Here is a 25,195-nt window from a genome sequence, read left to right on the forward strand (position 1 = left end):
ACATGGCGGGAGCTGTGACAGCGCCCGCCCCCTTCGACAAAGGTTGACTTTCGATGTGGTCCTACGTGCTGCGCCGGCTAGGACAGGCGCTGCTGGTGCTCCTCGTGGCATTCACCGCAACGTTCTTCCTGCTGCACTACCTGCCGGGAGATGCCGTCATCGCGCGCTATGGCAGCCCGCAATTGGGACTGTCTTCCGCTGAGGTCGCTGAGATCAGAGCATCCATGGGGGCGGATCAGCCGGTGTGGACCCAGTTCTGGCTTGCGCTGACCGGCTTCCTGACGGGAAACCTGGGGTATTCGGCCCAGACCGGGGCCTCGGTGAGTTCGATGCTGACCACGGCCTTGCCGGAGACGGCGGCGCTGACGCTGACCAGTTTTCTGCTCGCTGTGGTGCTGGCCTTCACCATCGCCTTCACCTCCACCTTCGGACGTTTCGCGTGGCTACGCCGGGTGATGCGCGCCCTACCTCCCCTGTTTATTTCCATTCCGGTGTTCTGGCTGGCGATAGTGCTGATCCAGATCTTCTCCTTTCAGCTGGGGCTTGTCCCGGTGATCGGGGCTTCTGACCTGCAAGCGCTGGTCCTCCCTTCGCTGGCCATCAGTGTGCCGATCGCAGCTCCACTGGCGCAGATCCTGGTGAGCAGCATCGATGAGGTGCGCAGTCAGCCTTTCGTCTCGGTGGTACGCGCCAAGGGTGCTTCCACCAACTGGCTGCTCTGGCGCAACGTGTTAGGCAACGCGTTGCTGCCGGCGCTGACGATCGCCGGGCTTCTTTTCGGTGAGCTGATCGCCGGAGCTGTGGTCACCGAGACCATCTTCGGCAGATCAGGGATCGGACGAATGACCGAGCAGGCGGTGGCCAATCGGGATATGCCGGTGCTGCAGGCGATCGTGGTGCTCTCCGCAGCGACGTTCGTCCTGATTAACCTGATTGTGGACTTGCTCTACCCCGTGCTGGACCCACGTTTACGAAAGAAGGTGCGCGTATGAGCAGCATCGCCACAGTCTTTACCCGATCCCGCAAGGCCCAGACCGGCACGTCGCTTCTTCGTCCCAGTGTGCTCTTGGCCTTCGGGGCATTGGGGGTCACTGTTTCCTGGGCCCTGGTGCCGGGACTCTTCACCTCATATGATCCTATCGCCAACGTCGGCCCGAGCTTGCAGGCCCCCAACGCCGAACACTTCTTTGGCACGGACTCCACCGGCCGGGACGTGCTCTCCCGAGTCATCTATGGAGCCAGAGAGACCCTCACGGGGGCGCTCATGGCCGTCGCCGTCGGGTTCCTGGTCGGTACCGCCATGGGAGTACTCTCCGGCAGTTCGCACAGAAGCGTAGATGAGGTGCTGATGCGCATCGTCGATGTGCTGCTGGCCATCCCCTCTCTGCTCCTCTCACTGAGCGTGATCATTCTGTTGGGCTATGGCACTGTGAACGTGGCCATCGCAGTGGGAATCACCTCGATCGCAGCATTCGCCCGCTTGTCCCGATCTCAGGTGGTGCAGGTCTCGCGCAGCGACTTTGTGGAGGCCGCCTACGGCTCCGGGGGCAGCTTCGGCACAGTCCTCTGGCGCCACATTCTGCCGAACTCGCTCACCCCAGTATTGGCGCTGGCTGCACTGCAGTTCGGCAGTGCGATCCTACAGATCTCCACCCTGGGATTCCTGGGATACGGTGCTCCTCCACCGACCCCCGAGTGGGGACTGATGATCGCTGAGTCCCGGGACTTCGTCGCCACAGCATGGTGGCTGACCACCCTGCCCGGACTGGTGCTGGTGATCACGGTACTGTCCACCAACCGGCTCAGCTACGCCATCCAAGCCAGGAGGAACGCATGAACCGAACAGAGACTCTGCACAGCGCCCCGCAGAGCACGACGACGGCGGACCGGCTCGACTCCTCCGCCCACCGCTCTGCGCTGCTGGCTGTCGAGGACCTCTCCGTCGCCTACACCTCACGCGGCGTGCAGCGACCGGCAGTTGACCAGGTCTCCTTCACCCTGGACCGCGGCGAGACACTAGCCGTAGTGGGCGAATCAGGTTCAGGGAAGTCCACCATCGCCCAATCCCTCATCGGGCTGCTGCCAGCCGGGGGCAACGTCACCTCAGGCACCGCACATCTGGGGGACAGGTCAGCGGATCTGGATCTCCTGCGGCTGAGCGATCAGTCCATGCGTCCCATCCGGGGCCGGCGCATCGGCCTGATCCCCCAGGACCCCAGCAACTCGCTCAATCCTGTGCGGACCGTGGGCTGGTCTGTAGCTGAGGCGATGCGCATCCACCGGCGCGGGGATAAGCGCACCCGCCAGCGCAGAACTCTGGAACTCCTGGAACGCGTAGGCATCGATGACCCAGAACGGCGCGCCCGGCAGTACCCACATGAGCTCTCTGGCGGACAGCGTCAGCGTGTGTTGATCGCCGCGGCGATCGCCCTGGAGCCTGAGCTGATCATTGCCGATGAGCCCACCTCCGCGTTGGATGTCACTGTGCAGCGGGTAATTCTTGACCTCATTGACGAATTGCGTACCGAGCTCAACGCCTCGGTGCTGTTCGTCACCCATGATCTGGCTGTCGCTGCCGAACGCGCAGACTCGCTCCTGGTGCTCCATCAGGGCACCGTCAAAGAACGCGGCCCAGCCCGGACAATCCTTACCTCGCCACAGGATGACTACACCAAGCGGTTGCTCTCGAATGCGCCGTCCCTGCTGTCCCCACCAGACCGCCGGCCTGTTCCACAGACTGATCCACGTTTCGTCGCTGTAGATGGACTCACCCACAGGTACAAGACCGGAAAGTCCTCGTTCGCGGCGGTCAAAGATGTCAGCTTCACGATCGCCCGGGGCAGCACTCATGCTCTGGTGGGCGAATCCGGATCGGGAAAGACCACCCTGGGTCGGGCGATCGCCGGTTTCCACGCCCCGAGCACAGGCAGTGTCACAGTCGGGGGAGTTGACGTTGCCTCAGCGCGGAAACGCCCTGAGTTCCGTAAACAGGTCCAGCTTGTCTACCAAAACCCCTACGGTTCCCTAGACCCCCGGCAAAGCGTCGGGGAGATCGTTGCCGAGCCACTACGAAACTTCGGCGTCAAAGACCGTGGCGAGCGGCGGCGTCGTGCTCTGCTCGAACTTGAACGGGTGGCGTTGCCCCCAGAGATTGCTGACCGTCTCCCGCGAGAACTCTCTGGAGGTCAGCGGCAGCGCGTGGCGATAGCTCGGGCGCTTGTGCTGCGTCCAGACCTGCTGGTCCTCGATGAGGCTGTCTCCGCGCTGGATGTGACCATTCAGGCGCAGATCTTGAGTCTGCTGGAGAAACTGCAGCAGGAGCTGGAGCTGACCTACGTCTTCATTTCCCACGACCTCGCGGTGGTCAGGCAGATCGCCGATACGGTCTCCGTGCTGGCTGCGGGGGAGCAGGTGGAATCAGGACCCACCGAGGCGGTGTTCAACTCTCCAGAGCATGAATACACCCGTGCTCTGCTGAGCGCCATCCCCCGCCCCCGAATCACGCCCACAGTTCCCTGACCCGCAGAGAAAAACCCGTCCCCGCACTCAATAGGCACCAGAAAGCAGGATTCCCGTGGCCCCCCGCATCGGATTCTTCACCCGGCTTCTCGAAAATGACACCGCCGCGAACCGCTACAGGTTCGCCCTGGAGCAGATGAGACACGCCGAAGCCTGCGGGTTCACCACCGCGTGGATCGCTCAGCACCATTTTGACGCCGACGAAGGTGGGCTCCCCTCGCCCTGGCCGATGCTGGGTGCGGCTGCTGCGACAACCGACAGCATCCGGCTGGGAACTGCCGTGGTGACGCTTCCCCACGAGAGTGCGCTGCGCACCGCGGAGGACGCCTCCGTGGTGGACCAGCTCTCCGGCGGACGACTCGAACTGGGAGTCGCACCCGGGGCCTCTCCAGAGACCCTCGCGGCATTCGGATATGGCGGGGAGAACCCACGAGAGCTCTTCGCCGCGAAGTTCGATGTTCTGCGCAGTGCCCTCCGAGGAGAACCCATAGACGACACCGGCTTAACTCTCCAGCCCCTATCCGAAGGGTTAGAGTCGCGCATCTGGCAGGCGACCTTCTCTTCCAACGGTGCCGCCCGAGCCGGCAGCGCCGGCGATGGACTCATGCTTTCCCGTGTCCAGCCCGGCAGCCCAGAAATCTCCATCAACGAGGCACAGAACCCGATTGTCGACACCTACCTGGAGAGCCTCCCGGAGTCTGACGCTGCACGTATCCTCACCTCGCGCACCTTGGTGGTCATCGATGAGGAGAACCGTGAATCTGTGACGGCGGCCGCCCGACCCCGGTTGGAGGAGCTGGCGGCCAGGACCTACAAGATCAGCGGGGAGAGTCTGACGGACCAGGAACTCTTCCGCCTGACCAACAGTTACTTCGGGACCCCGGAGCAGGTCCTCGAGCAGCTCAGTGGCGATGAGATCATCGCCCGCTCCACTGACGTGAGCTTCCAGGTTCACTCCATTGACCCGGGCCATGAGCTGACGCTGCGCTCCCTGGAGTTGATCGCCACTGAGGTGGCCCCTCAGCTGGGCTGGGCACTGAGTGACAAAGTTCTGCAGAAAGTGTGACTATGACTGAAACGACCCACGCGCAGACAACCAGCGGCTCGGCCGACATCATCGACTCTCTCTGCCAGATCACCCCTGGCAGCGACCTGGACACCATCCGCCGCAGCCGCGCGCAGGCGCGTGAGAACGCCCAACGGAGCTTCGAGGTTCTTCTCGACCCCCAAGATCCAGGAACATTCCCGCTCTCCGAACGCTACGCGGTCGCGGCCTACACAGTGGCTCTGCAGGCCAGTCAATCCGCCGCCCTAGACTTTTACCTGGAACTGACCGAAGAGGAGACCGACTCCCACTTCGCGCGCAGTATTGAGCAGCTGGCCCGCGCGGCGCGGAGCGTAGGGCCCTACGGAGAGTACCGGGAGCCCCGCCACACAAGGGAGTCTGAACCGGGGACGACGGTCCACTACGACGCGAAGGAGGTCCCGGGGTCCTCCCCGAGGTTGGCTGCGGCACTGGAGCACGCACATCTGCTGAGCCTGCATCCGCGAGATGCCCGGCCTGAGCATCTGAAGCGTCTGGAGAACGCAGGGTGGTCGGCTGATGAGATCGTCACGTTGAGCCAGTTGATTGCCTTCCTGGCCTTCCAGATCCGTGTTGTTGATGGTCTGCTGGCTCTTGCTGACAACCCTTCCCCTGAGGAGACCCGCTGATGTCTGCAGTCATTGAGTATGAAGAGCTGAACCGGCCAGATGGCTTCACTCAGGAAGGTCTGGGTTGGGTGCCATGGTTACGGCCGATAACTGAGGAGGACCTCACGGAGGAGCAGCGGGAAGCGCTCATCCACGAGTTCCGGATCAAGAGTGATTATTTCCGATTGCTGGTGCGCAACCCGGAGGCGCTGCACGCCCGGACGCTGACCGATGTGGACATCTTCACTAACCCAGCTGGCGGCCTGCCCCGGGCAGACCGGGAGATCGCGGCTTCTGCGGCCTCGCGTGTCAACGGTTGTGTCTATTGCGCGTCGGTGCACACGGCGCGCGCTACCCATGAATCCGGCCGAAGGGAAGATGTTCAGCGTCTCCTCGATGAGGGCGTTGAGGCCCCGCTGGGGGAGGAGTGGGAAGTGGTGGCGCAGGCCTCAGCAGCCCTGACCCGAACCCCGTCTCAGTTTGGTGCTGGAGAGATCACCTCTCTGCGCGAAGCCGGGCTCGACGACGCCAGCATTGTCGATGCCATCAACGGAGCAGCATTCTTCAACTGGGCCAACCGACTCATGCTCAGCTTAGGCGAGCCCACAGTCCCTAAGCGGCGGAATAGAGCCTGAAGGTGCTTCAGTAGAAGAGGCAGTGTCTTGCCTAGAGAGTGATCCGACCGGCCGGCCCTTCCAAGGTCACCTCAAGCTTGGCCGGTCCGTGTTTGACGTTCAGGTCCGTTCCCAGGGCGCGCAACAGTGGAACCACGGTCTCTGGCTCTGGGTGTGAAGCCGTCAGCTGCACCAGCTTCAGTGTGGCCGTTGTGGTCTCTGCCGGCGTCGTCGCTCCCTCCCAGTCCAGCATGAACGGCACCACCCCTGAAGGTTCGGAGAAGGAGTGCGTGAGCTTCCATTCCAGAAGCGACCCGTCCGGACGACGCCGTGATTTGGGCTCCGGTTCCCCGGGGTCCACGCCGTGGGCGCGTGAGGCGACCACGGCGGCCTCGATATCCTGCGGAGTGATGGCCCATGTGGCCGCGAAGGTTCCAGTGGCGTCGTCGATCCCAAACGGTCTGGTTCCTGTGTACCCGGTGTTCTCCCTGTCCACACCGATGACTTCCAGATAAGCTCCGGAGCCGAAGCTGGCCAGATAGTTCCGAGTCCCGAAGCTGGGGTGAACACCTCCCGGTTCCAGGGTGACCCCGGTTGCCTTGGCGATCTGTTCTACGGCGGTATCAAGGTCGTTTGTGACGACGACCACGTGGTCCAACAGCGCGGGGGTATTCGTCATCTGGCACTCCTCGGGTCTAAGGTTTGCTGCTCTTCGACATGCTGTCTCGGACAGTGTATCCACGCTCATATGGGGCATTTCGTGTCTCAGGCCTTTCGAACCGTGATGCTCCACTCGGCGGCACCGCGCTTGATGAATTCGGTGACGGGGTAGCCGTTCTCGGCCGCCCATTGGGGTATGGAGTCGGTGGCCTGGGTGCAGTCGAAGTTGATGATCAGTTCGTCACCCAGGTCGATCTGGTTGATGGCCTGTTTGGCTTCCACCAGCGGGAACGGGCAGACCTGACCATCGGTTTCTAGCAGATGCTTTGTCATGAGTTCTTCCTTTTGTGAGAGTTCAGCTGACTGTGCTCAGCACCGGCTTCGGACCGGCGCCTTGGCGTTTGTGGTTCGTGATGAAGATTCTGGTTGCCGCACCGGTGCCCAGCACCATGAACAGCAGTGCGGTCCATCCCTGGAAACCGAAGGTCGCAGTGTTGACCATCGCATTGCCGATCGTGCAGCCACCGGCCCAGGCTGCACCCCAACCCATCATGGCGCCGCCAGTGATAGAGCGCACGGTGGTGGTGGCGTCTGGCACGCGGATCTTGAACTCACCTGAAGCTTTGGCGGCGATGAAGGAGCCGATCAGCAAGCCGAGCACCAGCATCATGCCCCAATCAACAAGTGCCATGTCCCCGGTGCCGAGGAACACGCCGATGTTCGCTGATGGGCCGGTGATGCCCAGGCCGGACTCACGCCCGGTGGCCCAGGACAGCGGCCAGGCGAGCGTGGCGATCACGCCGATGATTACAGCGGTCATGAACGGGTGCCACGCTCTCTCGGTGAGCACGTGCGCGAGGCCAGTCTTAGTCGCCGGCAGGCTCATTTTGTGCACCTGACGTTCCCGGTTGAGGTGACGCAGGGCGGCGACTGCAACGGCCGCCACCAGCAGGATGACGAGGATCCAGGGGGTCACGCCGATGGTCTCGTAAAGGTTGCCGTTGGAGATCTCGATGGACCGGATGGAGTCAGTGGTGCCGGCCAGCGGACCGAACCTGAAGGCTGCGGCGCCCAGGATGTAGAAGATTAGTGCCAGCCATGAGCCGACGAGCCCTTCGCCGGCCCGGTAGTAGGTGCCCGTGGCGCAGCCCCCGGCCAAAACGATGGCAAACCCGAAGATGAAGCCGCCGATGATCGTGCCCAGCCACGGGAACGTCCCGCCGCCAAGTTCGATCACGCCAACGGCGTCCAGCGCGAAGACTCCGATGGACTGGACGGCGACGATCACCATGAAGGCAGTGAACCATCGGGTGCTCCTTGTGGTGAAGAGGTCCCGGAAAGCGCCGGTGACGCAGAAACGCCCACGCTGGAACACGAACCCGAGCACAGTACCTAAGAGAAGACCGGAGATGATCATGTGGAACATTAAAAGTCCCTGGACCAAGAATGTTCAAATAGTGTGACGGAGTGCTACGCCATGTGTCTTTATCTCGCGCTTGATCATGTCAGGGTGTGGTCAATTTCTCACACCGCGCTTGAGAAGCATGAGTATCGAGTTGGCAGGTGGAGTCAGTGAGATGGCAGTGGCCCGGGATTCGTTCGGTGCCTCCAGATGGAAGTGCGAAACGAAGCCCAGGCCGCTGCCCAGTGGTCCCGGTGGTTGTCTACCAGTAGTGGCGCCGTCCTCCGACTGCACGGCCTAGAGCGCCCAAAATCCAGAGGATGGCACCGACCACAACCAGGATGATGCCAATGCTCCAGAGAATAGGGATGTCGATGACGGCTCCCAGAATCAGCAGAATGACGCCCAACGTAATCATGCGGTAGTTCCCTTCAATCGTGCGGCGCGGAATTCGCGCCTCCTACGTTGAGGCTAACGCCCCAGATCACGCGGAGGAAGTGGCGACCGGTAGGGGCTGACTTGGTCTGACGCTACGGGGCAAGCTGGGTGACGGCGCAGAGCTCATCAGGACTGCGCAGAGTGTGAGGGCGCAAAGCCCTTCGCGTCTTCCTGCCATAGCTCTGGAGGCTCCGACGTAGACTGGGCGCACCGTAGACCGTTGGCCGCCCAGTCGAACCACCCGCATCGCTGGAGCCGGCCAAAAACCATGAAGGCGAGACCCATGCCCGAAGAAGAAATGTCCGAAGCAACACCGGGCGAATCCCTCGAGAACTACACGATCGGTGACTACCTTTTGGACCGGTTGGCCGAGCTTGGCCTGACCGAGCTGTTCGGTGTCCCCGGAGACTTCAACCTCCACTTCCTGGACCATGTGGTGACCCACCGCAGCATCCGCTGGGTCGGCTCCGCCAATGAGCTCAACGCCGGTTACAGCGCTGACGGCTACGCGCGCATTCGTGGCATCGGCGCGTTCCTCACCACCTACGGAGTCGGTGAACTCTCCGCGATCAACGCCGTCGCCGGCTCCTTTGCTGAGTCCGTGCCGGTGGTTCAGATCGTCGGCGCTCCACCGAAGGAGACTCAAGCCTCAGGCCGCAAGATCCACCACTCCCTGGGTGACGGCGACTTCAAGCACTTCCTGCGCATGGCCGAAGAGGTCACCTGCGCCCACGCCGATCTCGACGCCGCCACGGCCACGTGGGAGATCGACCGCGTCCTGCGCGACGTCGTCTTCCGCCGCCGTCCCGGTTACCTCATGCTCGCTGCCGACGTCGCCGAGGTCGCCGCCTACCCGCCTGCGGAACCGCTGACCACTGACCTTCCAGTGACGACGCCGCGCGCTGTCGCCGCCTTCGAGGAGGCCGTGCGCCGCTTCCTGCCCGGGCGGCGCACCGCCGTCCTGGCCGATCTGTTGGTCCACCGGCTCGGTGCCACCGAGGAACTGGCCTCCTTCCTCAGCGAGTCCCAACTTCCCTTCGCCACCCTGGCCTGGGGCAAGACCCTTGTCGACGAGTCGGATCCCAACTTCGTGGGCATCTACGCTGGAGCGGCATCCCAGGACCGGGTGCGTGAGGTCATCGAAGGAGCCGATGCGCTGATCACCCTCGGGGTGGAATACACCGACAACACCACAGCCGGGTTCTCCATGGACCTCGACCCGGCCCGGATGATCGACGTTTCTCGGTTTGGCGCACGGGTCGGGGACGAGGTCTTCACCCCGATCTCGCTGCAAGACGCTCTTGCGGTCCTTCACCGGGTGGCCACTGAGCTCGATGACGTCGCTCCCATGCCCGCAGCCGAGGCTCCCGCCGCGGAGGCTCCGCGGGAACCATCCGAGGGTCCGCTGACCCAGGACGGGCTCTGGTCTGTGATGGCCTCACAGCTGGAGTCAGCGAACATCGTCGCCGCGGACCAGGGGACCAGCTACTTCGGAATGGCCTCTCATCGGTTCCCCGCGAAGTCCACTTTCATCGGGCAACCCATGTGGGGCTCTATCGGCTATACCCTGCCTGCGATCATCGGTGCCGGACTTGCCGATCCGAGCCGCCGGCCGGTGCTGCTGATTGGTGACGGCTCCGCCCAGCTGACCATCCAGGAGATGGGAGTGATGATCCGGGAGAAGCTGCCCGTGGTCGTGGTGCTGGTCAACAACGACGGCTACACGGTTGAACGCGCTATCCATGGACCTGATGAGGTCTACAACGACATCGCCCCCTGGCGCTGGGAGCTGGTACCGCGGCTTTTCGGCGCTGCAGAGGAGGATTACCTCTACCGCCGGGTCACCACCGAGGCGGAGCTGCTTCAGGCATGTAAGGACGCCATGAGGAACCGCGAGAAGCTGGCCTTCATCGAGGCGGTCACCGACCGTGATGACATCCCGCAGCTGCTGGAGGATGTGGCGAACGCGCTGAAGCGCTGAGGCTTACTCCCAGATGACTTCTAGCTCGTCGGCAGCCATATCTACGAGGGGGGTACCGAGGGTACCTGGATCGCCGAAGTACAGCTCGTAAAGGCTTGTCACACCGCCTTCTTCAGCTTCATACGTCACATCAACCTGGCCGCTGAAGTATTCAGCCCCGACCAAGGTCGGGGTGCTGTAGCTCGGCCTCGGCGTCAACCGCTGCAGCGCTTGGGTAGTCTCAGCCGGCAAGGACCGAGAAACGCTTCCCTCGACCACGGTGGCACCAGAGACATTCTCCGGCAGGTCCAACCCGCAACCGGCCTCCATCTCTGTCGAGGCCACACATTCCTCCACCTCGCTGACAATCAGATCGCGCCACGTCTCGGTGGCTTCCTCTGTGAGCCCGACCTCTAGCATGCTCGCACTGGCATAGGTATCGGTGACTTCCACCAGGCCGTCGCCGTCGATGGTGAAGTTCTCATCATCGAGTCCGAGCTCGTACATCAAACCTAAGAACACCGTGGCTTCGGAACCTGAGAAGGGTTCACCGTTGATGGTTGCCTCCAGGTCACCAAGATCTGGCTCCCGCAGCGCAGCGGCCGCGTCGACCTCCCAGCTATCGGTGTCGCGGTTTTCGTAGGTGTAGAGCCGCTTCGTCACAGGCGAATCTCCGAGGGTGTAGCTGACCTGCACCTCCTGAGAAAAAGCAGTCTCGTCAGTGAGTTCCTCTTCGGTCACTTGCACGTCAGTGATGGGCGCTAACTCGAGTGAGGCCGCGAGCATCTCGTCGGTGAGGTATGTAGCATCACTTGCGTCATAGATGAAGGAGCGAGCGGTCTCAGCGTCGCCTTCGGCCAGTGCGTTGAAATACGATTCCACAGCGTCGTGCGGCGTCTCAACCTCAGCAGTGGGGGATGGCTCCGTGGCCGTCTCATTATCGGACTCATCCGACTCAGTGGACTCAGTGGCATCGGCCCGTTCATCGTCACCGCTACCGAGGAGGAGCACCACTACCAGTGCGACGATGGCACCTACGATCACGACTCCGGCTGCAATAAGGACCCACATGAGCCCCCTATTCTGGCCGTTGCCCCCGTCACTGGGGCCGCCAGGGCCCTGCGGGTAGATGGGGTCACCCGGCCCACCGGTACCGCCGGAGTAGTGAGCACCCTCGGGTCCTTGCGAGTATCCGGGCTGATTGTGCCCCTGTTGACTGAAGCCCTGGTGATCGAAGTTTGGCTGTTCAGGCCCTGGATGTCCCGGCTGCTGATGGCTGCCGTATGACGGCTGACCTTGTCCGGGGTGACCCCCGGGGGGTGCGAATCGGTTGTTTTCGGGTCCTCGACCAGATTCCGGCTGCTGATGTGTCATTGTGCGTTCCTTGATTGCGGCCAGCTGCTGCCCACTGGCGACTTGTTTTTTACCCCGTGGCCCCTCTGGCTCGGTTGGCGATACTCGGTATCTATAGCACCCGTGATTCGCGATTCTTACACTACCGTCATTGAGACTTGATTGGTGTAGATCTAACACTCTGAGTACTACTTTTCCAAGCTTCGTGAACTTTCGATGCACCGCTGGTGACACCACAGGATGCTAGGTGCCAACGTATCTATTCAGAAGCGAGGAATAATGGGTACATGAGAGTGGGTGAACTTTCGGCGCGGACCGGTGTCAGCGTTCGGTCTCTGCGCTACTACGAGGAGAAAGGACTGCTCTCTCCGCAGCGCACCTCGGCGGGTCATCGTGTCTACGCGACCGCAGACGAGACACGAGTCGTCAAAATTCAGAACCTTCTCCGAGCAGGCTTTTGCAGTTCAGTCATCCAGGAACTGTTGCCGGCACTCTCTGAACCGAACCGAAACAAGCAGACCCTGGCGTCATCGTTGGCTGCTGCGCGAACCAGACTAGAGAGTGAGAAACAGTCCATCGAAGCCGAATTAGTGGCCCTCGAACAACTGGGAATCAGCCTGGGACTTGCACCTGACATGCATGTCAGGTCCGAGGATAGATCACATGACCCAACAGAAATCCCCCCAGCAGTTACGTTTGATCATCGAGACAGACGACTTCGATGAAGCCCTCCGGTTCTACCGCGACGTCTTAGGGATGCCGGAACAACCGGCATTCGCCACCGAAGGAGATGATCGCGTGTCGATTCTGAGCGCAGGAATCGCGACCATAGAACTTGCCACACCGACCCACATCCGCAACATTGATGCCATCGAACAAGCCCCCACCACCGACGGCCCCACATTGCGCATAGCGCTGGAAGTCCACGACACGGAGAATGCCGTCAACGCAGTTGCCGCGTCCGGTGCAGAGCAACTATCCCCCGTTGTTCACACGCCCTTCCAAACACTCAACGCCCGAGTTTCGGGCCCCGGAGGATGGCAGGTGACATTCTTCCAAGAACTCGAATCATTGGAGGACCGTGCGGGCAGAGCCGGCTTCTTGACTGACGATCAACGCGCCAGATTAACGTGGCGTAGCCGATCCCCGTGCCCACTATTCGGCTGGCATGACGAGGACGAGCATGACTGGTCTCGATGGGGCCTTGGAGTGCTAGCTTGCGGTGATACCGGCTTTCCTCACGAGGAGGCGAGCTGTTGAATCATCGAGCACGATATCCGTCGGCAGACCCGCGTTGAGAGCCCCAAGGAGACCTTGAATTTTGGCCTGACCTGAGACGACGCATACACGACGCGGGGTTGAGCGCAGTAGGTCAAGGGGAGGACCGCTTGAGCGCTGGTTGATTTCGATTCCGGCGTCGCTTCCATCGGCACGGAAGAAAATTGTGGCCGCATCGCCGACGACTCCGTCTTCTTCCAGACCATTCAGAGCAGTTCTATCCAGATAGTCGCCGGTGTAGACATGGCTCGGGATTTCCGCGCCAACGGAACCCAGGCCGAAAACTGCGGTGGTCATTCGTTCCTGATAGTCCAGGATGCGTTGTACGCTGCGTTCCTTCCACATTGCCGATTTTGTTGAGGGATAGTCAAAGAATGCTGGCACGGGGAATTGTTCGACACTGAGGTTGAATGCGCCGCTAAAGCGTCTGAGAATCTCACTGGCGTAAGCGATACCGCTGGTTCGAGTGTTTCCGGCACCGTTTAACTGCACGACAGTTCCGTCGTGGATCTTCTTCGGGACTAGATGTCGACTGACTGCGCTGACGGTGGAGCCCCACGCGATGCCGATAATTTCCTCTGAATCGAGCAGGGGCCCTAAGGTCCGTGCAGCCTGCATGGCCACTCTGTCGAGAATCTTTGCTCCGTCAAGGGTCGCGAAGATTGGAACGATGTGTGCGCGCACACCAAAGTGCTTCTGTATCTGCAGCTCGAGTCGAGGTGCTTGCTCGTGCGGATCGGTGAGCTGCAGTTGGATGAGACCAGTCTCGCGAGCCAATGACAGCAGCCTGGAGACAGTCGATCGAGAGGTCCCCAAATCGCGTGCGATTGCTCCCATGGTCATGTCTTGGAGGTAGTACATCTGTGCGGTTCGATAGGCCTGACGAGCCCGTGAGTCCACACCGTCATCATCGTCAACAAAAGCGGCCCCTCGTCGTTGACCAGGCTTTTTGCCGTGATTCTTGGTAGATGACTGCTCAGGCATCAGCTGCTCCTTTCTGCACATACGTGCATGTCCATTGACTGTCGAATGTGAGTGTCCTCACAATGGTTTACTAGTAAAATAATATACACACAAAGGCTTCTTGTAAGGACAATATTCTTGAGTATAACAGATTCAAGCAATTCGGATTCAGGCGATAAATCTAATTCGTATAAGACGAGAGCTTCGGTGGAATCGCTGGCGTCGCGGCCCTCTGCGCAGGTCCTTGTGATCGGCGGTGGGATCAATGGCGTGTCCGTCTTTCGCGACTTGGCTCTTCAGGGCGTGGACGTTGCGCTGGTTGAACGCAACGACTTCTGCAGCGGAGCAAGTGGTGCTTCCTCGCACATGATTCATGGGGGGATCCGGTACCTGGAGAACGGCGAGTTTCGACTCGTTTCGGAATCGGTGGATGAGCGGAACGACCTGCTCAAGACTGCGCCGCACTACGTCAAGCCACTCGAAACGACGATTCCGATCTTCACCACATTCTCAGGCGTCGTCTCTGGGGCACTGGGGTTCTTTAAGCGCCGGAAAGCCAAGCGCACAGAACGTGGCGCCGCCCTCATCAAAGTGGGCCTCACGGTCTATGATGCGTTTTCTCGCAGACGAGGTTCGGTTCCACGTCACAGGTTTGTTGGCAGGACGACTGCCCTGCGGGAGATGCCCATGCTGCACCCAGGGATCCGCTACGCTGCAACGTATTTTGATGCTTCAGTGCACAACCCAGAGAGACTCACACTTGATGTGCTCTCGAGCGGGCTGGAGGCGAACCCTTCAGCCCGAGCGTCGAACTACTTAAGTGTGCATTCCATGGGGCCTGAAGGCATCTTTCTCCGAGACGAGATCACAGGTGAAGACATTCCATTCGACGCAGAGGTCGTAGTGAACGTTACCGGCGCTTGGGTCGATGAAACGAACGCCGCCTCCGGGCTGCCGACGGCGTACATGGGAGGCACAAAGGGCTCCCACATTGTCCTGGACGATCCCACTTTGCTCAAGGCATGCGCAGGCAGGGAAGTCTTCTTCGAACACACGGATGGGCGGATCGTTCTGATCTACCCCATCGGTGAGCGGGTGTTGGTTGGCACAACTGACATTGCGACGTCAGAAGAAGATCCCGTAGGGGAAGCTGTCTGCACCGAAGAGGAGATCGACTACTTCTTTGACCTGATCTCGCATGTTTTTCCTGCCATCACCGTGGATCGCAGCATGATCGTCTACTCATTCTCAGGCGTACGTCCCTTGCCGAGCCAAGAGAACCTCGAGCCAGGGCTTATCTCCCGGGACTACAGGCTAGAGCGCAACGTTGAAAAAACTCCAGAAGGTACGCAGGCCATCATCAGCGTCATCGGCGGCAAATGGACAACGTTCCGTGCTCTAGGAGCGCAGATTGCCGACGAAGTCCTTCCCATGGTGAAGGTGAGCCGAAAGGCCAACACGCAGGGCCTGCCCATTGGGGGAGGCTGGAACTACCCGACGGCCAATGGTGCCGAAACAACATGGGTTGAGCAGCACCTCTCCGGAGGAATCAGCCCGAGCAGGGCCACCCTGCTGTTCGAAAGATATGGCACACGCGCCCCAGAAGTCCTTTCCTACCTCCAACGCCACAACGATCAGCTGTTCACCTCAACACCAGAACTCAGCACTGCCGAGGTGAAGTACATGATCGAGCACGAGCAGGCCTTGCACCTCGCGGATATCCTCCAGCGCCGAACCGACCTGACCTTCACAGGAGAGGTGACTCTTGCGGTGCTGGAAGAGCTCGCCGCTGTGATGGCCACATATCTGCAGTGGAGTGATTCGTTCAAAAAGGCTCAGCTCAACACCACTCGAGACGTCCTAAGCCAGCGGCACCACGTGCGTCTCTGAGGCGCATCTCTCAACCCACTCCGGGAGGCACTCACGACCACAACACACCGTATCCCTCTTGAACTTTGATGAGAATGGAATACATATGACTTTAATTGAAATATTTCTTTCCGAGATGTTCGGAACCGCGATGCTTATACTTCTCGGTTGCGGCGTCGTCGCCAACGCAGCGCTGGGAAAGACCAAAGGTAACAACGGCGGCTTCCTCATGGTCAACTTCGGTTGGGGCCTTGCCGTCTTCGCCGGGGTCTACGTGGCCTTCGCCTCAGGTGCTCATATCAACCCCGCCGTCACCGTGGGCATACTGGTCAACCCCGACTCCGCAGAGTACGCCCCGGGAGCGAGTATCACCTTAGCGACCACCCTGATTTACTTCGCCGGGCAAATGGTGGGAGCAGTTATCGGGGCAACCCTCGCCTGGTTGTCCTATAAGCGCCACTTCGACGAAGAGCCAGATCCGGCCGCAAAACTGGGTGTCTTTGCCACCGGGCCTGCGATCCGGTCAAAGGGCTGGAACATGGTCACCGAAATCATCGCCACATTCGTGCTTGTTTTTGTGGTCCTCATGTTCGACAACACTCCCAGTGGGCTAGGGCCGCTCGCCGTGGCCCTGCTCGTCGTCGGCATCGGCGCATCACTGGGTGGGCCGACCGGCTACGCCATCAACCCAGCCCGTGACCTCGGCCCACGTATAGCGCACGCACTGCTGCCCATCAAAGGAAAAGGCACAAGCGACTGGGGATACTCATGGGTACCCATCATTGGTCCTGTCATCGGAGGATCCATCGCCGGACTCCTCGCGCCCATCCTCTCAGCGTCAGCCGGCGGGTGATGCAGGCGGCCGCCCAAGGTTGAGTTACACGAACCCCCGTGATGTCCTACATCACACGACATACCATTCAAAGGAGCATATTTATGTCGAACTACATCATTTCGATTGACCAAGGTACAACGAGCACTCGGGCGATCGTGTTCGATCACGAAGGCCAAATCGTTTCCAGTGGGCAGAAGGAGCACAAGCAGATCTTTCCTCACGCCGGCTGGGTAGAGCATGACCCCATTGAGATTTGGGCCAATACTCGTGAGGTCATCGGGTCAGCACTCTCAAGCGCGAACCTGACTCGCCACGAGATCGCTTCGGTGGGAATCACCAACCAGCGCGAAACAACAGTGATCTGGGACAAGAGCACCGGACAGCCCGTCTACAACGCCATCGTCTGGCAAGATACGCGCACCCAATCGATCGTGGATGAGTTGTCAGGTACAGAGGGGCCAGAAAGATTCAAGCGCCGCGTCGGGCTTCCCCTGGCGACCTATTTTTCCGGTACCAAAATCAAATGGATCCTGGATAACGTTGAGGGGGTTCGGGAGCGCGCTGAAGCCGGAGACCTCTTGTTCGGCACCACTGACAGCTGGCTCGTCTGGAACCTGACGGGTGGAACAGAAGGCGGCGTGCACATTACAGACGTCACCAACGCCTCACGCACACTGTTCATGGATCTGGAAACGCTGCAGTGGGACGACGAAATACTCGAAATCTTCGGGGTCCCCAAGTCGATGCTTCCCGAGATCAAGTCCTCTTCAGAGGTGTACGGGAAAGTGCATGGCCGCCAACTACTCCGTGAGGTACCTGTTGCCGGCATTCTCGGTGACCAGCAAGCGGCAACGTTCGGCCAAGCAGCCTTCGAAAAGGGCGGGGCCAAGAACACGTACGGCACGGGGAACTTCCTTATCATCAACACGGGTGAAGAAGTAGTCCATTCCAAGAACGGGCTCCTGACCACCGTGTGCTACAAACTCGGTGATGCGAAGCCGGTGTATGCCCTCGAAGGAGCGATCGCAGTGACCGGGTCGCTCATCCAGTGGCTGCGCGACAATCTGGGACTCATCAAAACCGCCCCAGAGGTCGAAGAGCTTGCCAAGACGGTTGACGACAATGGTGGGGTCTTCATTGTTCCTGCGTTCTCAGGGCTCTTCGCTCCGTACTGGAAAGGGGACGCCCGGGGAGTAATCGTCGGACTCACCCGATACGTCAATAAGGGTCACATCGGCAGGGCCGCTCTGGAAGCTACTGCGTTCCAGACTCGCGAGGTCCTCGATGCGGCAAACGCTGATGCCGGTGTTGATATGGAAGATCTGCGTGTGGACGGAGGCATGGTCGTCAATGACGCGCTCATGCAGTTCCAGGCCGACATTCTGGGCATTCCTGTGATCAGGCCCAAAGTCGTAGAGACTACGGCCCTGGGTGCGGCATACGCAGCAGGGCTCGCGGTTGGGTTCTGGGACACCACTGACTCGGTGACTGAGAACTGGGCTGAAGACAAGAGGTGGGAGCCGCAAATGGATGCCCCTGAAAGAGAACGGCAACTCCGGCTGTGGAAGAAGGCCGTCACGCGCACATTCGATTGGGTCGACAGCGACGTCGAAGCGTAGTCAACGCCCTGGTGGACTTTGGGGTTGCGGTGATCGGCAGCGATGATCCCACCGCAACCCCAAATGTGCGATGTGGACTTGCCCCCGAGCTCGGCGCTGGTGAGCAGTACACTACCTGCGGGCAGAGCGGGACTTGGCGATCTGGTGTAATCGGACGATGACTGTTCCGGCGTTTAGTAGCGTCCCTAAGGCGAGACCAGGCGACCGCGTAGCTGTTCTCTCACCTGCTTTTGCGGCACCTGCGGTGTCAGAGGCTGTACACGATCAGGCGATGCGGCGGCTGACTGAAGTGACCGGGCTCGTCCCCGTTGAGTTCCCGACAACCCGCCAGCTGGGTGCCAGTGCGGAGGCTCGTGCTGCGGATCTCACGGCGGCGTTCGGGGATCCGGCCATCAAGGCGGTTCTCGCAACGATCGGCGGTAATGATCAGATTACGGTGATTCCGCATGTTGATGCCAGTGTGCTTGCCGCCAATCCCAAACCATTTCTTGGATACAGCGATAATACGAATCTGCACAACCTGCTGTGGAGCCTCGGGGTGCCCAGTTACTACGGTGGGTCGACGCAGGTGCATCTTGGCCCGGGGCCCCACCTGGATGAGGTGCACAGAGTCTCGTTGCGCACTGCCCTGCTAGACGGGGGCGTGGTCGAGCTTCACGACCCGGGGGAGTCCCAGGATGTAGGTCTGCCGTGGACGGATTCTCGCGCTCTGAGCGAGTTTGGTCAGCGTGAGCAGACTGAGCCGTGGTCTTGGGCTGGTCCTGATGCCGTGGTCGAGGGAAGCACATGGGGCGGTTGCCTCGAAGTGATCGATCAGATTGCGATGGCAGGCCGGATGCCGCCCCCTGAGGCCCTCGCTGGCGCGATTCTGTTGCTTGAGACGAGTGAGGAGCTTCCGTCTGCCGATGAGGTTAAGCGCTGGGTGCGTGCTCTCGGGGAGAGGGGCGTTCTTGAGGCGGTGGCTGGGGTGCTTGTAGCCAGGCCGCCGGTCAGTGAGTTGAGTTCTCCTGCTCCGGGGGATGAGGAGCGAGCACGGCTGCGTGCCGCTCAGCGAGATGCGGTGATTGAGCAGGTTGCGCGATACAACCCCGATACCGTTGTGTGCGTCGGAGTCCCGTTCGGTCACACTCGGCCTCAGTGGATCGTCCCGCACGGCGGTGTAGTCCGGCTAAATGCTCTGTCCCACACCGTCACCGCGGACTTCACCTGAGGCCAACGCGCGAATCCGAGAAACCGCTCCCGTTACTCGGTGATAGGTTCGCCATCCACATGGGTGACTTCAAAGCCGAACTCGACTTCACTTGTGTCTTCGTCTACTTCCAAAATGGTGACCTCGACCGTTTCGGTCATATCGTCTTCCCATTCGAGCTCACAAGTCATTTGTTCGCCGACTTCAGCATCGATGTCGCCATCGCACTCAACGTCGAACTCGTCTTCGGAGTATTCCTCGGTGAGGTCCTGCTCAATACTGGCTTCGACATCAGCAGCCGCCAGATATTCCCCACAACCGGTGAGAGTGAGCGTGGCAACTGCCCCCATGCCAGCAAATACAATCAATTTGTTGCGCATACCTTTTGTTCTCCCCTTGCGATGGCTATGAAGATGCTGTCCAAGTCATATTAGCCCTGATCTACCGATGAAGCTGGGCTGCTGAAGCTGATCAATGCCTTGGGCAGGTCGAACTGGCCGAAGAATCAAGGGCGTTTCAGAGAGTTGCCCTTCGTGGGGACTTTCTTCAGCTTTGGCCCAATTACTCGGTGATCACATAACTATGGACGATGCCCCTCCTGGCTTCGTTCCTTCGACAGAGCCGCGCCTGCACTGCCATATGGCAAGGTGAACGGATGAATAGAAAGTCATTGAACTCCGCTAAAGGCCTCTTCTTTCTGGTTCCGGCCTTGCTTGTCGTCGCCTCCTGCGGTGAAGACGCCAGTGAGACAACGTTCGACAGTGTCGACGAGCTCACGTCTTCGATGCAATCTGAAGGTCTCGAATGTAACGCCATGGACAGCACGACATACGAGACTGGCACGAATGAAGTGGCCGAGCAGGTTCTGTGCGTAGAGGGCCACTCACTGACGGTGTGGGAGGAAGGCTACGACGCCGATGATGAATCTAGTGAGACCGACCCATTGGTGAGGGAAATGGAGGAGCAGGGAACGATCGAGCACCTACGTGGAGCGAATTGGCACGTGATGTCTATTAACGGCGACCTGCTAGACGAACTTCATGAGACCTTCGGCGGACAACGAAACGAGCAGGACCTCCCGGACTTCGGGTAACGCTGAGTCGTGAGGGCTCAGAAGCCAGCCCATTTGAGCGTCGCTTGGTGCTCAAGATCGCGGACCGGTACTGCCGATTCCGACCGAAATGAACCAAAGGACACCTGCGATGAGAGCTAAGGCTCACTGATATTAGCCGTGTCGGTATCTCCCGTAGCATTGTGACCTTGGGTCCCTCCGGCGGCAACGACTGGCCACCGCAGAGTCAGGCCACCCGGGAAAACAGCCGAATAGGTCATCCAGGAACAACAGTTTTACGAGGCAGAAGGGGCTCCACCGTCAAATCTCATTCGGGAGCTGGACCTGTCCTCCAACGATTGGTCCACATTTCACGGCCGGTGCTGTGGATCAATACCATCGGTCCCGCCGTTCTGGGAATGTGGCTGGCCGGTCACTTGTGGCATTGGGATGCATTCGCGTTGCTCTTATGGCTGACGCTGCCGTTCAACCTTCTCATTTACGGTGTCAATGACATCTTCGACCAAGAGACCGACGCGCTCAATCCGCGTAAGGGGTCTCTTGAAGGTGCCAGGATTCGCTCTGGTGAGGTTTTTTCAATCTGGGCCGGCGTTCTGGTGACCAATATTCCGTTTCTGGCCTACTTCGTATGGGCGCTTCCCGGTGGTGCACTGCTGTGGATAGGGCTCTACCTAGTGGTGTTCATTTTCTATTCGGCGCCGCCGCTGCGGTTCAAGGCGCGCCCCTACCTGGATTCGCTCAGCAACGCCGCCTATGCCCTGCCGATGGTCTTTGTTCCGCTGGCCCTGGGTACCGGTCCGGTCTGGGCCGCTGCTCTTGCGCTTATGGCATGGAGCGCGGCCAAGCACACTTTCGACGCAGTGCAGGACATCGAGGAAGACAAGGCGGCCGGAATACCCACTACGGCGGTGCGTCTGGGTGTTCGCGGGGTGGTGCTCTGGAGTGGGCTCTGGTGGACGTTGGCTACCATCGGCTTTGCACTGCTCAATGTCCCGGTTGCTCTTGCCAACGCGCTGATTAGCGGAGGATTGCTCTACGTGCTGTTCCGTTCCCCCCTCATCACCACCGCCCATGGTTTGTACCGTTACTCCATTGCCTTTCCCTATGTCGCCGGAGCTGTGGCCGGCATTCAACTTGCTGCGGCGCTGCTGCTGGGGTGGTACCCATGAGCCGTGTGGTGGTGGTTGGCGGCGGAGTGGCGGGCCTGACGGCGGCAGTGCTAGCAGCCTGGGAAGGACACGCCGTCACGCTTCTGGAGGCGACCTCGACGCTGGGGGGTAAGAGCCACCGAATCGACGTTGGTGGTCAAGTCATCGACACCGGCCCCTCGCTGTTCACATTTCCGGCCGTCTGGCAGGAGCTGCTGCGCCGACTGGATGATTCCAGTCAGGGTCCACCCTCAGCGGCCGAAGAGATGGCAGGCCTGGATCTAGAGCAGCTTCCGGAAGTCGGGCAGTATTACTTCCGCGGTGAAGCCTGTTCACTACCTGTTCCGCCGGGACACCCGTGGCACCCGGCGTGGGAGCGTTTCGCTGCGCTGCACGCACCAATCGGGCCAGATGTGACCCGGCTCCTGACCACAGCAGTCTTGGCACGCGATGCGCACCCCTCCCTGGCTCGCTTGGGGCGCCTTTACGGGCACCGGCTCACGACCCGCAGCTACCTCGACAGTCTCACCTGGCTGCCCGATGGGCTGCGCGAGGTGATCGCTATCCACACACTCAACGCAGGTGTGGGCCCCTCCCGCACCCCGGCGTTGTATGCCAGTATGCCTGCGGTGATGGCCAAAGACGGGGTGTGGGTACCCCGGGGTGGCATCTACGAACTGGTGCGGGCCCTCGAGCGGCTTGCGCGAGCGGCAGGCGTCGATATTCGCACCGATGAGCCCGTTCTTGGCCTGGAGAAGGGAAAAGTCAGCACCGCACAGAATGTATACCGGGCCGACGCCGTGGTCAGCGGTATAGACGATCACCGCCTCGAAGGGCTCATTCGCGGGCGCAAACCTCGGCCCCCGCGGAAGCTGTCCTGCTCAGCGGTCGCTGTGTACGCTGCGCTCAAGCGCCCCCTTCCGGCGGATATGTCGCGGCACAGTGTTGTGCTGCCCGATGATCCAAAGGAGCTCTATGCAAGCCTGGAGGCGCAACGCGAACCGAACCAGACCATGGCGTTTCTCAACTACTATCCAGCATCGGACTCAGGAACCAACGACGCCGACACCCTCGCTGTTCTGCTGACAGCACCCTCCAATGGGCACAGCTACGGCCTCCAGAGTGCCTTTGTCGACCGAGAGCTTCGCCGCGTGTGGAACACAGTAGGGCTGCCCGGAAGTTTTGACTCGTATATCGATGAGACCGCCATCCTGGATCCGCACTATTTCAGTCGCGCAGGCTCTTCCGGGGGTGCCCTGTATGGGCCGATCCGCCCTTTGCTGATGAGCGGACCGCTGCACCGTCCAGCTCACCACAGCCTGAGGCGGCCATGGCTGTGGCGGGTGGGAGCCTCGGTCCATCCGGGCGGAGGATTGCCGGCAGTAATGGGCGGGGCCATGATTGCGATGAACGGATTGCTTCGCGCATTGCCCTCCGACCCTAGTGGCCATAGCTAACTACCGTGGTGGAACAGTCGCGGCATTTCTATACGGAAGCCTCACGTTGGGCCCGTCATTTGCTCGCCTCGCTGATCAAGGAGCAATCATGAGCGCTCATTCCCTGTCACATGTACTGTTCGGGGCTGCCACTCTGTTGGCGCTTACTATCACCGTCTCCGCGGTGGGAGAACTACTCGGTTGGTGGCAGCGTTCACTGGACACCTCATTGGTGGTCAGTGGGGTTGCGGTGTCACTGGTGCTCACCCTGTGTGCAAGTTACCTTCGACGCGACAAGCGTGGCGCCGCCTCACAAGCCGGCACCTAGAGCGATATCTGGCAGGTTCCAACTCGCTACAATCACGGTCCACGCCGGTGGGACCAGTGTCGGCGTTGGTGCCGGTGCGCCCTTGTCATCGGCTATTTCGGGGTAAATGACTCTTCTGCTGCGATTGGGCCGGCGAGCCTAGACAAGCTGATTGCCGCAGTGCTGTAATTCTAACTATGTTAGGTGAAACTAAACGTGATAGGCAGGCCGAACGCCGTGAGGCAACTCGGGCAGAGATCATTGATGCGGCGTGGGACATGACGGGTGAGGTAGGACTGGCGCAGATCACCCTGCGAGGGGTCGCAGAACGGGTGGGCATGCGTGCCCCTTCGCTCTACTCGCACTTCGACTCGAAGAACGCTATCTACGATGCGATGTTCGGCCAAGCCTGGAGTGAGTGCCTCGCGCACTTCGAGTCAGTCAAGGAGCAGGTACCCCCTGGTGCGCGTGAGGCGGTTCGGTTCGCGGCTCGCACCTTCTTCGACTTCGCGGTCAGAGATCTTGCTCGTCATCAACTGATGAACCTTCGGACGATTCCCGGTTTTGATCCGAGCGAGGAGAACTACGCGCCGGCGGTTGCCGCACTCGATCTTGTTCGAGAGATTTTTCACAGACACGGCATCACCGCCCCCGAGGAGCTGGATCTTTTCACCGCTCTCATAGGGGGCTTGGTCGATAGCCAGCACGCCAATGATCCCGGAGGCGACCGGTGGGCCCGCCTACTTGACCCTGCTGTAGATATGTTCGCCGACCACCTCGGTCTGCCCTAGAGCTCTCACCCACCCCATATCTAGCACTAAGGAGCAGTCATGAGCACCACATCAGAAACGCTCACTGCCAGAAAGAATGCACGCCGTCCTCAGCTTGACCGCGATTCCGCGATGCGGCTGGCCGCCACCGAGTATGCACGAGTCGCTGATCTTTTAGGGCGTCTGACTCCTGAGCAGTGGGCGGCCAGGACCGACTGCCCCGCATGGGATGTGCGCGCGATGGCCGGTCACATGCTGGGCATGGTTCAGATGGTCGCGACGGTTCCCGAACTGATGCGTCAGCAATTGGCCGCCGGCCGAAGAGCCAAGCGCACTGGGGGACTTCAGATCGATGCGCTCACAGCTTGGCAGGTAGAGAAGAATCTCACCCTTACTCCCGACGAACTCGTGAGCGAATTCAGGAGACTGAGCCCCAGGGCGATGAGGAACAGGCGTCGGTCACCGGCAGTTTTGCGGAACCGAACGATGCAGGAAGAGACTGACGGTCTGTGGACCTTCGGCTACCTCTTTGACGTGATCCTCACCCGTGATCCCTTCATGCATCGCATCGACATCTCCCGCGCTACGGGATTGTCGATGGCTGTCTCCGCAGAGCATGAAGTGGCCATCGTCGACGACGTGGTAAAGGAGTGGGCGCAGCGCCACGGCGAGCCGTACTCACTCGAGCTCAGTGGACCCGCAGGCGGGCATTGGCAGGCTGGGGACGGTGACCGTATTGCCATGGACCCGTTCGAGTTCTGCCGCGCGATCAGCGGGCGCGCACCAGCAGCGGGACTACTGGCGACCCAAGTTCCGTTCTAAGCCCACAGGACCCGGGGCGAGGAGGAGGGGGTGTGTCTAGGTGACGCTGAAGGGGGTCTAGCGTCTGTGGAAGGGAAGAGTTTTCACTCAATCGGGAGCGATTTCGTTGGAATGTACGCGGTGTTGATACCGAAGAGGAGACTCTCCCACCATGCGTTTAAAGGCCGTACTGAATGCGCTCTCGGTCAAGTCCCGTGTAGTGGTGTAGCTGGCCCTGTTGTTCTTCGAGGCTTTCGTTGGTCAGCCAGG

Annotated in this window: 26 protein-coding genes; 19 read left to right on the forward strand and 7 right to left on the reverse strand. The window is 60.5% G+C overall.

The annotated features are described in order from the left end of the window. Positions 1-53: 53 nt before the first annotated feature. The 6 genes from FEF26_RS11200 to FEF26_RS11225 are packed head-to-tail and all read left to right on the forward strand — an operon-like array spanning position 54 to position 5,846. Positions 54-992, forward strand: coding sequence for an ABC transporter permease (locus FEF26_RS11200; protein WP_138253624.1), 939 nt, complete (start codon positions 54-56; stop codon positions 990-992). Beyond that, a complete protein-coding gene (locus FEF26_RS11205; RefSeq protein WP_138253625.1) occupies positions 989-1,837 on the forward strand; it encodes an ABC transporter permease in 849 nt (282 codons plus the stop codon). The genes FEF26_RS11200 and FEF26_RS11205 overlap by 4 nt, the downstream gene beginning before the upstream one ends. Next, entirely contained in the window at positions 1,834-3,519 is a 1,686-nt protein-coding gene (locus tag FEF26_RS11210; RefSeq protein WP_138253626.1) for a dipeptide ABC transporter ATP-binding protein, read from the forward strand. The genes FEF26_RS11205 and FEF26_RS11210 overlap by 4 nt, the downstream gene beginning before the upstream one ends. Before the next feature lie 55 nt (positions 3,520-3,574). After that, positions 3,575-4,585, forward strand: a complete 1,011-nt coding sequence (locus FEF26_RS11215) for an LLM class flavin-dependent oxidoreductase (RefSeq protein WP_138253627.1) — start codon at positions 3,575-3,577, stop codon at positions 4,583-4,585. 2 nt (positions 4,586-4,587) lie between these two features. Beyond that, positions 4,588-5,232 (forward strand): CMD domain protein, encoded by a 645-nt coding sequence (locus tag FEF26_RS11220; RefSeq protein WP_138253628.1) that lies wholly within the window; start codon positions 4,588-4,590, stop codon positions 5,230-5,232. Continuing rightward, complete coding sequence (locus FEF26_RS11225) at positions 5,232-5,846, forward strand: alkylhydroperoxidase domain protein (RefSeq protein ID WP_138253629.1); 615 nt, start codon at positions 5,232-5,234, stop codon at positions 5,844-5,846. The genes FEF26_RS11220 and FEF26_RS11225 overlap by 1 nt, the downstream gene beginning before the upstream one ends. Positions 5,847-5,877: 31 nt before the next feature. On the opposite strand, the gene FEF26_RS11230 is transcribed toward FEF26_RS11225, so the two are convergent. From FEF26_RS11230 to FEF26_RS15760, 4 genes are all read right to left on the reverse strand, one after another. After that, the gene (locus tag FEF26_RS11230) at positions 5,878-6,504 is read right to left on the reverse strand and encodes a VOC family protein (RefSeq protein ID WP_166433006.1); all 627 of its coding nucleotides are present in this window, start codon (positions 6,502-6,504) and stop codon (positions 5,878-5,880) included. 86 nt (positions 6,505-6,590) lie between these two features. Next, complete coding sequence (locus tag FEF26_RS11235) at positions 6,591-6,818, reverse strand: sulfurtransferase TusA family protein (protein WP_138253631.1); 228 nt, start codon at positions 6,816-6,818, stop codon at positions 6,591-6,593. A 22-nt stretch (positions 6,819-6,840) separates the two neighbouring features. Next, entirely contained in the window at positions 6,841-7,902 is a 1,062-nt protein-coding gene (locus tag FEF26_RS11240; protein ID WP_138253648.1) for a YeeE/YedE family protein, read from the reverse strand. Positions 7,903-8,149: 247 nt separating this feature from the next. After that, positions 8,150-8,305, reverse strand: coding sequence for a DUF6131 family protein (locus FEF26_RS15760; protein ID WP_166433007.1), 156 nt, complete (start codon positions 8,303-8,305; stop codon positions 8,150-8,152). A 303-nt stretch (positions 8,306-8,608) separates the two neighbouring features. Between FEF26_RS15760 and FEF26_RS11245 the strand changes: the two genes are divergently transcribed. Then, positions 8,609-10,306 carry an alpha-keto acid decarboxylase family protein gene (locus FEF26_RS11245; protein WP_243730545.1) on the forward strand — a complete coding sequence of 566 codons (1,698 nt, stop codon included), beginning with the start codon at positions 8,609-8,611 and terminating at the stop codon, positions 10,304-10,306. A 3-nt stretch (positions 10,307-10,309) separates the two neighbouring features. Here the strand turns inward: FEF26_RS11245 and FEF26_RS11250 are convergent, their stop codons facing one another. Then, positions 10,310-11,659, reverse strand: coding sequence for a proline-rich domain-containing protein (locus FEF26_RS11250; protein ID WP_138253632.1), 1,350 nt, complete (start codon positions 11,657-11,659; stop codon positions 10,310-10,312). Between the two features lie 266 nt (positions 11,660-11,925). Between FEF26_RS11250 and FEF26_RS11255 the strand changes: the two genes are divergently transcribed. Beyond that, positions 11,926-12,363 carry a MerR family transcriptional regulator gene (locus FEF26_RS11255; RefSeq protein WP_138253633.1) on the forward strand — a complete coding sequence of 146 codons (438 nt, stop codon included), beginning with the start codon at positions 11,926-11,928 and terminating at the stop codon, positions 12,361-12,363. After that, a complete protein-coding gene (locus tag FEF26_RS11260; RefSeq protein WP_166433008.1) occupies positions 12,302-12,898 on the forward strand; it encodes a VOC family protein in 597 nt (198 codons plus the stop codon). The genes FEF26_RS11255 and FEF26_RS11260 overlap by 62 nt, the downstream gene beginning before the upstream one ends. On the opposite strand, the gene FEF26_RS11265 is transcribed toward FEF26_RS11260, so the two are convergent. Then, entirely contained in the window at positions 12,851-13,777 is a 927-nt protein-coding gene (locus FEF26_RS11265; protein ID WP_243730547.1) for a sugar-binding transcriptional regulator, read from the reverse strand. The two genes, FEF26_RS11260 and FEF26_RS11265, sit on opposite strands and share 48 nt — an antisense overlap. A gap of 240 nt (positions 13,778-14,017) precedes the next feature. Here FEF26_RS11265 and FEF26_RS11270 point away from each other — a divergent pair, with 240 nt between their 5' ends. From FEF26_RS11270 to FEF26_RS11285, 4 genes are all read left to right on the forward strand, one after another. After that, positions 14,018-15,769: a glycerol-3-phosphate dehydrogenase/oxidase gene (locus FEF26_RS11270; protein ID WP_424991739.1), complete on the forward strand. Its 1,752-nt coding sequence runs from the start codon at positions 14,018-14,020 to the stop codon at positions 15,767-15,769. An 85-nt stretch (positions 15,770-15,854) separates the two neighbouring features. Continuing rightward, positions 15,855-16,601 carry an MIP/aquaporin family protein gene (locus tag FEF26_RS11275; RefSeq protein WP_138253635.1) on the forward strand — a complete coding sequence of 249 codons (747 nt, stop codon included), beginning with the start codon at positions 15,855-15,857 and terminating at the stop codon, positions 16,599-16,601. Between the two features lie 83 nt (positions 16,602-16,684). Next, on the forward strand, positions 16,685-18,202 hold the full coding sequence (glpK, locus tag FEF26_RS11280) for a glycerol kinase GlpK (RefSeq protein WP_138253636.1): 1,518 nt from the start codon (positions 16,685-16,687) through the stop codon (positions 18,200-18,202). Positions 18,203-18,359: 157 nt separating this feature from the next. After that, complete coding sequence (locus tag FEF26_RS11285; RefSeq protein ID WP_138253637.1) at positions 18,360-19,412, forward strand: S66 family peptidase; 1,053 nt, start codon at positions 18,360-18,362, stop codon at positions 19,410-19,412. A 32-nt stretch (positions 19,413-19,444) separates the two neighbouring features. Here the strand turns inward: FEF26_RS11285 and FEF26_RS11290 are convergent, their stop codons facing one another. Further along, complete coding sequence (locus tag FEF26_RS11290) at positions 19,445-19,771, reverse strand: DUF4333 domain-containing protein (RefSeq protein ID WP_138253638.1); 327 nt, start codon at positions 19,769-19,771, stop codon at positions 19,445-19,447. Between the two features lie 275 nt (positions 19,772-20,046). Here FEF26_RS11290 and FEF26_RS11295 point away from each other — a divergent pair, with 275 nt between their 5' ends. The 6 genes from FEF26_RS11295 to FEF26_RS11320 all read left to right on the forward strand — a co-directional run bounded on the left by FEF26_RS11295 (position 20,047) and on the right by FEF26_RS11320 (position 24,946). After that, positions 20,047-20,484 (forward strand): hypothetical protein, encoded by a 438-nt coding sequence (locus tag FEF26_RS11295; RefSeq protein ID WP_138253639.1) that lies wholly within the window; start codon positions 20,047-20,049, stop codon positions 20,482-20,484. Between the two features lie 338 nt (positions 20,485-20,822). Beyond that, positions 20,823-21,632: a UbiA family prenyltransferase gene (locus FEF26_RS11300; RefSeq protein ID WP_243730546.1), complete on the forward strand. Its 810-nt coding sequence runs from the start codon at positions 20,823-20,825 to the stop codon at positions 21,630-21,632. Then, complete coding sequence (locus FEF26_RS11305) at positions 21,629-23,068, forward strand: phytoene desaturase family protein (RefSeq protein WP_138253640.1); 1,440 nt, start codon at positions 21,629-21,631, stop codon at positions 23,066-23,068. The genes FEF26_RS11300 and FEF26_RS11305 overlap by 4 nt, the downstream gene beginning before the upstream one ends. An 88-nt stretch (positions 23,069-23,156) precedes the next feature. Further along, positions 23,157-23,375: a hypothetical protein gene (locus FEF26_RS11310; protein ID WP_138253641.1), complete on the forward strand. Its 219-nt coding sequence runs from the start codon at positions 23,157-23,159 to the stop codon at positions 23,373-23,375. 176 nt (positions 23,376-23,551) lie between these two features. Further along, complete coding sequence (locus FEF26_RS11315; protein ID WP_138253642.1) at positions 23,552-24,145, forward strand: TetR/AcrR family transcriptional regulator; 594 nt, start codon at positions 23,552-23,554, stop codon at positions 24,143-24,145. A 39-nt stretch (positions 24,146-24,184) separates the two neighbouring features. Next, entirely contained in the window at positions 24,185-24,946 is a 762-nt protein-coding gene (locus FEF26_RS11320) for a maleylpyruvate isomerase family mycothiol-dependent enzyme (RefSeq protein ID WP_138253643.1), read from the forward strand. The last annotated feature ends 249 nt before the right edge of the window (positions 24,947-25,195 follow it).

The organism is Nesterenkonia salmonea (assembly GCF_005771525.1).
GTDB lineage: Bacteria > Actinomycetota > Actinomycetes > Actinomycetales > Micrococcaceae > Nesterenkonia > Nesterenkonia salmonea.